General features: G+C 75.0%; 9 protein-coding genes. 6 read left to right on the top strand and 3 right to left on the bottom strand.

What is annotated here, in order from left to right:
- Positions 1–94: 94 nt before the first annotated feature.
- Positions 95–940: a transglycosylase SLT domain-containing protein gene (locus IH44_RS0136845; protein ID WP_157852593.1), complete on the bottom strand. Its 846-nt coding sequence runs from the start codon at positions 938–940 to the stop codon at positions 95–97.
- A 613-nt stretch (positions 941–1,553) separates the two neighbouring features.
- Between IH44_RS0136845 and IH44_RS0136840 the strand changes: the two genes are divergently transcribed.
- The 3 genes from IH44_RS0136840 (at position 1,554) to IH44_RS0136830 (ending at position 4,583) form a co-directional block, all read left to right on the top strand.
- Positions 1,554–2,495 carry an AEC family transporter gene (locus IH44_RS0136840; RefSeq protein WP_051818081.1) on the top strand — a complete coding sequence of 314 codons (942 nt, stop codon included), beginning with the start codon at positions 1,554–1,556 and terminating at the stop codon, positions 2,493–2,495.
- Between the two features lie 103 nt (positions 2,496–2,598).
- Positions 2,599–4,098 (top strand): SDR family NAD(P)-dependent oxidoreductase, encoded by a 1,500-nt coding sequence (locus tag IH44_RS0136835; protein ID WP_030464200.1) that lies wholly within the window; start codon positions 2,599–2,601, stop codon positions 4,096–4,098.
- Positions 4,095–4,583 carry an NUDIX hydrolase gene (locus tag IH44_RS0136830; RefSeq protein ID WP_030464199.1) on the top strand — a complete coding sequence of 163 codons (489 nt, stop codon included), beginning with the start codon at positions 4,095–4,097 and terminating at the stop codon, positions 4,581–4,583. Before IH44_RS0136835 ends, IH44_RS0136830 begins: the two co-directional genes overlap by 4 nt.
- A 27-nt stretch (positions 4,584–4,610) precedes the next feature.
- Here IH44_RS0136830 and IH44_RS0136825 read toward each other — a convergent pair whose 3' ends face one another.
- A complete protein-coding gene (locus tag IH44_RS0136825) occupies positions 4,611–5,402 on the bottom strand; it encodes a DUF6348 family protein (RefSeq protein ID WP_157852592.1) in 792 nt (263 codons plus the stop codon).
- Positions 5,403–5,540: 138 nt separating this feature from the next.
- Between IH44_RS0136825 and IH44_RS46980 the strand changes: the two genes are divergently transcribed.
- Complete coding sequence (locus tag IH44_RS46980; RefSeq protein WP_198545104.1) at positions 5,541–7,184, top strand: hypothetical protein; 1,644 nt, start codon at positions 5,541–5,543, stop codon at positions 7,182–7,184.
- Between the two features lie 257 nt (positions 7,185–7,441).
- Positions 7,442–7,972, top strand: coding sequence for a hypothetical protein (locus IH44_RS0136815; RefSeq protein ID WP_051818077.1), 531 nt, complete (start codon positions 7,442–7,444; stop codon positions 7,970–7,972).
- A gap of 148 nt (positions 7,973–8,120) precedes the next feature.
- On the opposite strand, the gene IH44_RS0136810 is transcribed toward IH44_RS0136815, so the two are convergent.
- Complete coding sequence (locus tag IH44_RS0136810; protein ID WP_232795241.1) at positions 8,121–9,143, bottom strand: patatin family protein; 1,023 nt, start codon at positions 9,141–9,143, stop codon at positions 8,121–8,123.
- A 296-nt stretch (positions 9,144–9,439) separates the two neighbouring features.
- Here IH44_RS0136810 and IH44_RS0136805 point away from each other — a divergent pair.
- Positions 9,440–10,252 (top strand): hypothetical protein (locus tag IH44_RS0136805; protein WP_035957454.1); only part of this gene is annotated, 813 nt, incomplete at its 3' end.

Genomic DNA, 10,252 nt, shown 5'->3' with positions numbered 1-10,252 from the left:
GAGAGCTACCTCGCTGGCCTCCGCCTTCGCGGCGCGATGATCTGGCTCAAAGACCTCACCAAGCCCGCCCCTTGATCACGACCGAATACGCTCCCTAGTAGCCGCGCCAGTGGGCGCCGTAGCCGCGGGCGGCGGCCATGTTGTCCATGTTGCCGTAGCGGGCGTCGCAGTACTGCGAGCTGGCGATCAGGTTGTCGACGGGGTTGCGGATGTCCGTGTGGCCGGGCAGCGCGTACACCTTGAAGGTCGGCATGATCACCTGGGTCAGGCCGATCGACGGGGTGCCCTTCTTGGCGTTCGAGTCCCAGTTGTTCTGGGCGTTCGGGTTGCCGCCGGACTCGGCGATCGCCGCGGCGTGCATCGCCCGCGCGGACGGCACGTGCTTGCCGTTGGCGGCCAGCACGTCGCGGGCCTCCTCGATCCAGCCGTCCAGGTTGTTCGCGTAGGTCTTCTTCGCGGGGGCGGCGGCCTGCTGGGCGGCGGCCTGGTCGGCAGCGGCCTTCTCCGCCGCGGCCTGGTCGGCGGCAGCCTTGTCCGCCGCGGCCTGGTCGGCGGCGGCCTTCTCGGCAGCGGCCTTGTCCGCCGCGGCCTTGTCCGCCGCGGCCTTCTCCGCCGCAGCCTGGTCGTTGGCGGCCTGGTCGGCGGCAGCCTGGTCCGCGGGGGCCTGGCTCTGCTGCTGGACCGGCTCGCGGGTCTCGCTGCGGGAGGCGGTCTGGCCGCCGTCGCGGTTCGCGTCCTGGGTGGCAGCGGTGTCCGCGGTGGTGACCGCGGCGGCGTCGGTGCGGTGGGACGAGGGGTTGGCGAACGCCTGGGAGACGGGCAGCAGGGTGCCCACGGCGATGGCGCCGGCCAGTCCGATGCCGAGGACGGCGTCGGGCATGCGGTGGTGGCCCATCCGCACCTGGGGCAATCGGCCGAGGTTGTGCTTGATACGTCGCATGTCGGGTACCTCCGAGAGTCGGTTCCAGGTCACGCCGGGCCCGGGTGGACGTGCGGGGTCCCCGCTCGTTGCGGGGTCCTCGGCCCGGGACGGCCGGCCCGGCGGCTCCTGCTCACCGGGGACGCCGCGCCGCGCTGGTCCCGCGGTTCGCTGCGTCATGGAGCCCCGTGAGCACTGGGAGCGGCTCGGGGCACAACCACGAGACTGCCGGAGCCCCAACCACGCGGCAAACATCCCGAAATGAGCCCTGCACAACTCCTTCACATCCCGGCTTCCCTTGCGCCCCAAGGGAGTTCACCGCTCCGAGGCCCCGGTATTCCGGCCCGGCTGTGAAGAAGGCCACAGCCGGCCCCAACCTCCCCCTGACACCGGCGTTTTGGGCCCGGGCCCAGTCCTGGCACGGCCTGCGCGCCTCCCGCCCCCGGTCCGGGCCCCGGCCGCGGTGTGACCCCGGCCACCGCCCCGGCCTGTGACGCCGCTCTCCCCCCGGCCACCCAGCGCAGCCGTCCGGCCACCGGAAGCGCACCGGCCGTGACCGGGCTCACGTCCCGTCACCCCCGCCCGCCGGTCCCGGGGCCGGCCCGGGCCTGGTTGACTGCGGCGGGAGGTCAGGGTGGAGGCATTGGTCTCGGCGTTCGCGCCGATCTGGGCGTTGACGGCGGTCGGGTGGCTGGCCGGGCGGACGGGGCTGCTGGGGGCGGACGCCGAGGCGGTGCTCGGCCGGTTCGTGTTCCACGTCTCGATGCCGGCCGCGCTGTTCACCGTGGTGGCGCGCACCGACCTGGCGTCCTTCGCCGACCGCTGGGTGCTGGCGTTCGCCGCCGGGACGCTGGCCGCGTCGGTGCTGGGCCTGGCGGCCGGGCTGCGGGCCGAGCGCAGCACCGCCGAGCGGACGGTGGCGGTGATGGCGGCGGGCTACGTGAACTCCGGCAACCTCGGCATCCCGGTCGCGGCGCAGGTGCTCGGCAGCGCCTCGTTCGCGGCGCCGGTGCTGCTGTTCCAGGTGCTGCTGGTCACACCGGTGCTGCTGACCGTGCTGGACGCGTCCACCGGCACCGCCCCGCCCAGCCCGGCCGCCCGGCTGCGGCGGCTGGCGATGCTGCCGCTGCGCAACCCGGTGATCCTCGGCGCGGGCCTGGGCGCGCTGTTCTCCGCCGAGGGCTGGCACCTGCCGGGGCCGCTGGCGCACTCGGCGGACCTGCTGGGCGCGGCGGCCGTCCCGGCCGCGCTGGTCACCCTCGGGCTGTCGCTGCACACCCCGCCGGGCACGGCGGCGCAGCGCCCGGACCGGGGCGAGCTGGGCGTCGCGGTGCTGGTGAAGACGGTCGGGCAGCCGCTGGCCGCGCTGGCGGTCGGCGCGCTGCTGCTGCACCTGCGGGGGCCGCAGCTGCGGGCGGCGGTGCTGATGTCGGCGCTGCCGACCGCGCAGAACGTGTACGTGTACGCGCGGCTGTACGGGGCGGCGCCGGTGCTGGCCCGCTCGGCGGTGCTGGCGTCGACGGTGCTGTCGATGCTGACGCTGTCGGTCATCGCCTGGTCACTGGGCGGCGGTTGAGCGCCCCCCGGGGAACGTGCGGCAGGTCACAGGCTTCGCCCCGGCACCGGCCGCTCCCGTAGAGTTCGGCGGTACGGACGGGGCGATCGAGGAAGCATCGGCAGTGACGAACCAGCAGAGCGGGCCGGGCAGCACCCCGGTCGAGGACGACACCGACTACGGCAAGGGCATCGATCCGGACCGCCTGGAGCTGTGCCTGAGCGTGCTCGCCGAGCTGGACGGGATCCACGTCGACCACCCGGACGCGATCCGGGTCCGGCTGGCGGTCGGCGGCCTGTTCCGCACCCTCAAGCAGCGCCGCCGCCAGGAGACCCGGGCCCGCAAGACCGCCAACGACCGCGCGGTGACGGCGCGGACCGCGACGGGCGCGGCGGGCCGGATCGACGACGAGACGGCGGGCGTCTTCGGGCTGAGCACCGAGACCACCACCGAGCTGGCCGGCATCCTGGAGCGCCCGCGCTCCTGCTACACCTGCAAGCAGCGGTACGTCGAGGTGGACGCGTTCTACCACCAGCTGTGCCGCAGCTGCGCGGCGCTGAACCGCTCGCGCCGACACGCCCGGGCCGACCTGACCGGCAAGCGGGCGCTGCTGACCGGCGGCCGCGCCAAGATCGGCATGTACATCGCGCTGTGCCTGCTGCGCGACGGCGCGCACACCACCATCACCACCCGCTTCCCGAACGACGCGATCCGCCGCTTCACCGCGATGCCGGACAGCGCCGAGTGGATCCACCGCCTGAAGATCGTCGGCATCGACCTGCGCGACCCGGCGCAGGTGATGGCGCTGGCCGCCGAGGTCGCCGCGGACGGCCCGCTGGACATCCTGATCAACAACGCGGCGCAGACCGTCCGCCGCTCCCCCGGGGCGTACCGCGAGCTGGTGGCGGCCGAGTCGGCGCCGCTGCCGGCCGGGGCGCTGCCCGCCTCCACGGTGATCGGCCGGTTCGGCTCGGGCGCGGTGGACGTGCCCGCGCTGCCGGGGCAGAGCCGCGGCGAGCAGCCGTCGGTGAGCGCCGAGGAGGTCACCTCGCTGGCCCTGGTGACGGGTTCGGCCTCGCCGGAGCGGATCGCGGCCGGGACGGCGATCGACGCGGGCGGCCTGGTGCCGGACCTGGCGGACACCAACAGCTGGGTGCAGACCGTCTCCGAGGTCGGCCCGATCGAGCTGCTGGAGGTGCAACTGTGCAACTCCACCGCCCCGTTCATCCTGATCTCGCAGCTGCGCCCGGCGCTGGCCGCGTCCTCCGCGCGCCGCAAGTACGTGGTGAACGTGTCGGCGATGGAGGGCGTCTTCGAGCGCGGCTACAAGGGCTCGGGCCACCCGCACACCAACATGGCCAAGGCCGCGCTGAACATGCTGACCCGCACCAGCGCGCAGGAGATGTTCGAGACCGACGGCATCCTGATGACCGCGGTGGACACCGGCTGGATCACCGACGAGCGCCCGCACCCGGAGAAGATGCGGCTGCACGAGGAGGGCTTCCACGCCCCGCTCGACCTGGTGGACGGCGCGGCCCGGGTCTACGACCCGATCGTCCGGGGCGAGTCGGGCGAGGACCTGTACGGCTGCTTCCTGAAGGACTACCAGAAGGGCAAGTGGTGACGGACGTCCGACTCTCCTCCGCCGTGCACCCGTCGCCGCCGCTGGTCGGCGCGGGCGTGATCGTGCCGACCGGGGACGGGCGGGTGCTGATCGGGCGGCGCACCACCGCCGGGGAGCCGCCGACCTGGAGCCTGCCGGGCGGCAAGGTCGACCACCCCGGCGAGTCCTTCGAGGCGGCCGCCGCACGGGAGTTGGCCGAGGAGACCGGCATCGTGCTGCCCGCCGAGGAGATGCGGGTGCTGGCGGTGCTGCTCGACCACGAACTGGGCCGCACCCGGGTGACGGCGGCGGTGCTGGCCCCGCCGAGCCTGGCCGAGGCGCTGGTGACCGAGCCGCACGCCTGCGCCGGCTGGGAGCGCGTCGCCCTGGACGCGCTCCCCGAGCCGATGTTCTACCCGTCCGCACAGGTCCTGGCGGCCTGGCTGCCGGACTACCGGGCCCCCGGCGGCACCTGGCGCTATCCGGCGCCCCCGCAGGGCTCCTGACGGCCCGCCAGCCCTTCCGGCCCTCCGCTACGGCCGCCCGGCCGCCCGGAGCCGGACGTCCGCCGGGGGCCGGGCCCCGGCCCGGCGCACCAGCAGGACGAAGGTCCGCACGTACGCGTCGCCCTCGGCGACCTGCGGCCAGTCCAGGGCGGCGAGCGCCGCGGACGCGGCGGCGTGCGGCTCGCCGTGCACCCGCACCTCGGCCACCCGCCGTCCCGCCCCGCCGCTGCCGAAGTGCACCTGGACGCCGACGAGTTGGTCCCGGCCGAGGTCCCCGCCCAGGGCGGGGGCGAGAGCGGGCAGCACGGGGTTGCGGACCAGCCAGTCCTGCACGTCGTGGAAGTGCCGGCCGGTGCCCCAGCCGACCACGCCGCCGTGGACGGCGTGCCAGCCGGGCAGGCCGTCCGGGTCGGACGGGTCCAGGTGGCCGGCGAACCGGCCGTTGTGGGCGACGAGTTCGATCAGCGCGGCGCCGGTGGTGGACGCCCACACCTCGACGCCCCGGCGCACCGGGTCCTGGTCGCCGCCGTCGATCCACGGCACCCGGTCCGGGACGGCGGTCTCCGGCCGGTCCCGGTCCGCCAGGAACACCAGGTCCCACCGGTCCGGGTCGCCGTCCGGAGAAAAGTCCGGCCGGACCGCCAGCGCGCCCGGACCGCGGACCTCCGCCCCCTCGACCCGCCACCGTTCGCCGTGCAGCGCGGAAAGTTCGTCCGCCACCGCATCCAACACCGCCTGCGCGGACGGCCGTTCCGCACTCCTGCCGGGCGCGCCCGGGCCGGTGCCGGACCGGCCGCGCCACCATGATCCCCATGCCATGGCGGACACCGTAACGTTGTACGGATTCGCTCACAATGTGCCTTCGGGACGCCCCGTCAGGTGGTCGATGTCGTCCGCTATGTGTATCGTCGCACTGCGCGATCAGGGACTTACCGCGGGCAGCAGCTGGGGGCGGCAATGGCTGTGGAACTACCATCGGGGCTCAACCACATCATCGGACTGCTGGGTGTGCGCTTCCCGGCGGCCAATGAGGACGAGCTCAACCAACTGGCCGACCAGTTGGAGAAGTTCGCCGGGGCGCTGGACAACGCCCAGATGACGGCGGACAAAGCACTGACCATGCTGCACGAGGTCTACCAGGGCAGTTCGGCGGACAAGCTCGCCGAGCTGTGGAGCACCATCACCAAGTACTCCAAGGTGATCGTCGAGATCTGCCAGACGGTGTCCAAGGTGCTGCGGGCCGCGGCCGTGGTGATCGAGGTGGTCAAGACCCAGTCGATCGCGCAGCTGTTCTCCATCTCCGCCCAGCTGGCGGCGGCCTCGTCCACCGGGCCGTGGAGCGCGGCGGCGGTGCTGCGGATCGGCCGCGAGATCATGAACCAGCTGCTGGAGGCGGCGGTCGGCAAGCTCGCCCAGACCATCGCCCGGCCGATCGAGTCCATGATCGAGAAGGCCGCGCAGAAGATCGCGCCCACCCCGTCCAACAACTCCAACGGGCAGGGCTTCTCCATCGACCTGGCCCAACTCGCCCAGTGCGCGGCCGACCTGCGCCGCGGCGCGGACGACATCGAGACGCACGGCACCAACTTCAAGCGGATCGTGCAGAGCCTGAAGATGGGCGACTCCGGCGACAAGTTCGGCAAGATCGTCATCGAGGTCGCCGAGAAGGTGCTGCAGACCATCGCCGAGGAGGTCCTCAAGCGGATCCTCGCCTCGTTCCGCGACACCGCCGACAAGATGGACAAGATGGCGGGCAACCTGAACGAGAACGAGGACAGCAACCGCACGGCGCTCAACAGCCTCACCTCGTTCGCCGCCAACCCGCTCAGCCCCAACGCACCGGCCTCCACCGGCTCGCTCCCCCAGCAGCTGAACGGCCCGCGCCTGGGCGGCGACGCCGGGCTGGCCGCGTTCGCCGGCCTGATGCCCAAGCTCGGCCCGGTCGGCTCCGGCCTCTCCGGCGGCGGCCGCAGCGGCGGCGGCGCCGGCATCAACACCCTCGGCCTCAGGGAACCGCTGCTGCCCGGCGGGCACGGCGGCGCGGGCGGCGGCTCCGGTTCGGGCTCCGGTTCCGGTTCCGGTTCCGGTTCCGGCAGCGGCGCCCCGGGCGGCTCGGGCGCGCCGGGCGGCGTCGCCGTCGGCCCCCGCCTGGCGATGCCGGCCGGCAGCCTCGGCAACCGCGGTGGCAGCAGCAGCACCCGGATCGAGACCCAGAAGTCCGGTGAGGGCAGCGGCAGTTCCGGCTCCGGTTCCGGCGGCTCCTCGCCCGGCACCGCGACCAACGGGGTCGGCCGCTCCACCCCGCCGGGCGGCATGATGGGCATGGGGATGGGCATGGGCCACGGCGGCTACGGCCCGGTCGGCGGCTCCGGCATCCGCGGCGCCGCCCAGCGCCGCACCGGCCGCACCGCCGACCAGGACCCGGAGACCCCCGTCAACGCCGACAGCGTGGTGGCGGGCGACCCCACCGCCGCCGGCATGTACTCCACCCTCCAGCTGGGCCGGGTCACCCCGCACCGCCAGCCGGTGACCGAGCGCGACGACCGCTACGACGACGACTTCGAGCTCGACCTCGACGGCGTCGACGACGAACTGGCCTGACCGCCCGCCGCCCGCCGCACCGACCGGTCGGCCCCGCACCGCCCGCAGCCACCGACAGGCCCCCGGAGTCCACGACTCCGGGGGCCTGTCCGGCTTCCAGCCTCGGCCATGACCCGCCCCGGCCGGGCCCACTCTGTGAATTGACCGTGAACCGTAAACTTTTCGCCGTGGTGGTATGGACCACGAACGAAGCAGATGGCTAGGGTCGTAACGGCTCGCGTCCGCGGCCGTTCGGACCCCTGCGACAGGACGTGAGCGTGGCCGAGACACTGGTGGCCTCCGAGTACGAAGCCGAACGCCTGGACGCCACCGCCGCCTGGGTCGCCCGGCACCGCCCGCCGGGCAGCGGAGCACTGGCCGAACTCGGCGCCGGCGAGGGCGCGTTGACCGGCCGACTGCTACGGGCCGGATACACCGTGCACGCCGCCGAACCGGACCCGGCCCTGCGGGCCCGGCTCTGGGACCGGCTGCGCGGCCGCGCCCGGCTCCGGCTGAGCGGGGCCGACCTCGCCGCCCCGCCGCCCGTCCGGCGCCGCTTCGGCGCGGTGCTGCTGATCGACACCCTGCACGCGGGCCAGGACCTGGAACTGCTGCACGCCCTCCCCACCGACCTGCTGTTCGTCGCCCTGGCCCCGTCCGCCCTCGACGGACGGCTGCGCCCCTGGCTCTCCGCGCAGCAGGGCTGGCTGCTGGTCGAGGAGATCGACCTCGCCGCCCCGCACCCCGCCCAGCGGACCCTCGCCCCGGGCAGCCGCGGCGTCCTGCTCCGCCGGGCCGGGCTCCCCTGACCCACCGCCGGACTTCCCCGACCCACCGCCGGGGCAACCGGCCGTCATCCGGGCAACCGAGCGTCATCCGGGCAACCGACCGACCCTGACAACCGACCGACCCCGGCAACCGGCCGGTCCGGGCCGCCGAGGACGGCGGAACGGCCGCTCAGGGCAGCCGGGCGAGCAACCCGTCCATCGCCGCCCGCCCGGACTCCAGCGCGGCCCGCAGCAGCGCCGGGTCCCGGGCCAGCCGTCCGACCTTCGGGGCGTCCGGCCCGGGGCGGACGGAGAGCACGGCGGGGCCGTCGGTGGCCGGGGCGAGGTCGTGCCGGCCGAGCAACTCCTCGTCGGCCAGCAGCCGTTCGGCCCGCCCCAGGTAGGAGTCGCGCAGCGGCGCGGGGTAGCGGCGCAGCACCGTCCGGGCCACCATCCGGGAGCCGCGCGAGGGCCCGGCCGCCGCCCCGGCCGCCGGGGCGGCGAGCGGGCCCCGCGAGCGCAGCACCAGGACGTGCGTGGCGCCCTGGGCGAGCGCGGTGCGGAACGGGACGGACTCGGCGAGCCCGGCGTCGTAGTAGTGGCTGCCGTCGAGCGCGACCGGCGGCCCGGCGAGCAGCGGGAGGGCGGCGCTGGCGCGCAGCGCCAGGCGGAGCCGGACCGGGTCGGTGAGCAGCGGGTGCAGGTCGGTGGCGGCCCCGGTGCCGGTGTGGGTGGCGAGCGGGTGCAGGGTGGTGGGGTTGGCGAGGATGGCGTCGAAGTCCATCCGGGCCACGTGCGTGTAGAGGTGCTCGACCAGGTGGTGCAGGTCGACGACGGGGCGGCCGCGCAGCACGTTGGCGGGGCGGACCATCGCCCGGGCGTACTCGGCGTCGGCCCAGCCGGCCAGCTGCCCGGGGTCGCTGCTGAGCAGCCAAGCGCCGGTCAGCGCCCCGGCGGAGGCGCCGTAGACGGCGTCGAACGCGCCGGTGAGGCCCGCCTCGTGGAGGGCCAGCGCCATGCCGCCGGAGATGATGCCGCGCATGCCGCCGCCCTCGACGGCCAGCGCGATCCGCCGGCCGTCGGTGCGCCCGCCGGGACGGCTGCCAGTGCGCCGCCGCTCGGCGAGCGCCGCCAGCACCCGGCCGCCGGGCGCACTCGGCGCGTCCGGCGCGCTCGGCGCCCCCAGGGCCCCGTACTCGTCCTGCTGCTCCACGCCGCCGCCTCCGGTGTCTCCCGCTCGCCCCGGCACCCGTTCCGCCGCACGCCTTCCGCCCGTCCGCCGCACGCCCGTTCGTCCGCCACGCGCCCGTTCGCCGTACGTCCGTCCGTCCCGCATCCGTCCGTCCCGCGTCCGCCCGGGCGCCCCGCCGGGGGTGGCGGCGTCCGGAACGCCCAGAAGTGTCGCACACGAACCCGGGTGCGCCGTCCGGCCCCGCCGCGCCCCACCGGCGGACGTCCACGGGCGCGCCGTGTGCGATCCGTCCCGGTACGTCCTGCTATGTGTGGTCGATGGCCCTCATCAACCGCGCGCCCCGGCTGCGCGCCGCCACCGCCGTCCTCGCCGCCACCGGCTCCCTCGCGGCGGCGGCCCTGCTGCCCACCGCCCGCTCCGCGTCCGCCGCGCCGGGGGACCTGGCGAGCGCGACGCTGGTGCAGCTCACCAACCAGGACGTCCCCGCGATCGGCCTGTCGGCGTACCGCGGCACGTACGGCACCGCGCACTCCACCACGGTGCCCGACACCGACACCGCGGACTTCTCCTCCGACCCGGACGGGATGCTCTCCCGGATCAGCATCGCCACCCGGACCACGCAGACCTCCACCAGCCCGTCCAAGTACTTCGCGCAGGCCCAACTCACCAACCTGGTGGTGTGGTTCAACTCCTCCGAGCTGATCCACTACCGCCCGGTCGAGGTCGGCTCGGTGGCGTCCCTGGACTCGTACGCGGAGTGCGTGCCGCCGCCGGTCGGCCCGTACGCGCTGGCCTACAACCACACCGACGGCGACGAGGTGACCGTCCTCGGCCACCGGGTCGGCGTCGGCACCACCCAACTGCAGATCACCGGCGCGGACATCGGCCTGCCCGCCACCATCGGCCCGTCCACCCTGGACGTCACCGTCGACCAGCACGCCGACCCGGCCGCGCAGAGCCGCCAGTACACCGCCGAGGCGTGGCTGGACGTCAGCATCTCGGGCACCTTCACCAACCTGCGGGGCGAGCAGCTGTACACCGGCCCGGTCACCGACGCCCGCCTCGGCGAGGTCCACGTCACCTGCCCCAACACCAGCCCCAGCCCCAGCCCGTCCCCCTCGCCCACCCCC

Source organism: Kitasatospora sp. NRRL B-11411, assembly GCF_000721345.1.
Taxonomy (GTDB): domain Bacteria; phylum Actinomycetota; class Actinomycetes; order Streptomycetales; family Streptomycetaceae; genus Kitasatospora; species Kitasatospora cineracea.
Note: the sequence above shows the minus strand (reverse complement) of the source record. Positions and strands in the feature narration are given on the sequence as shown.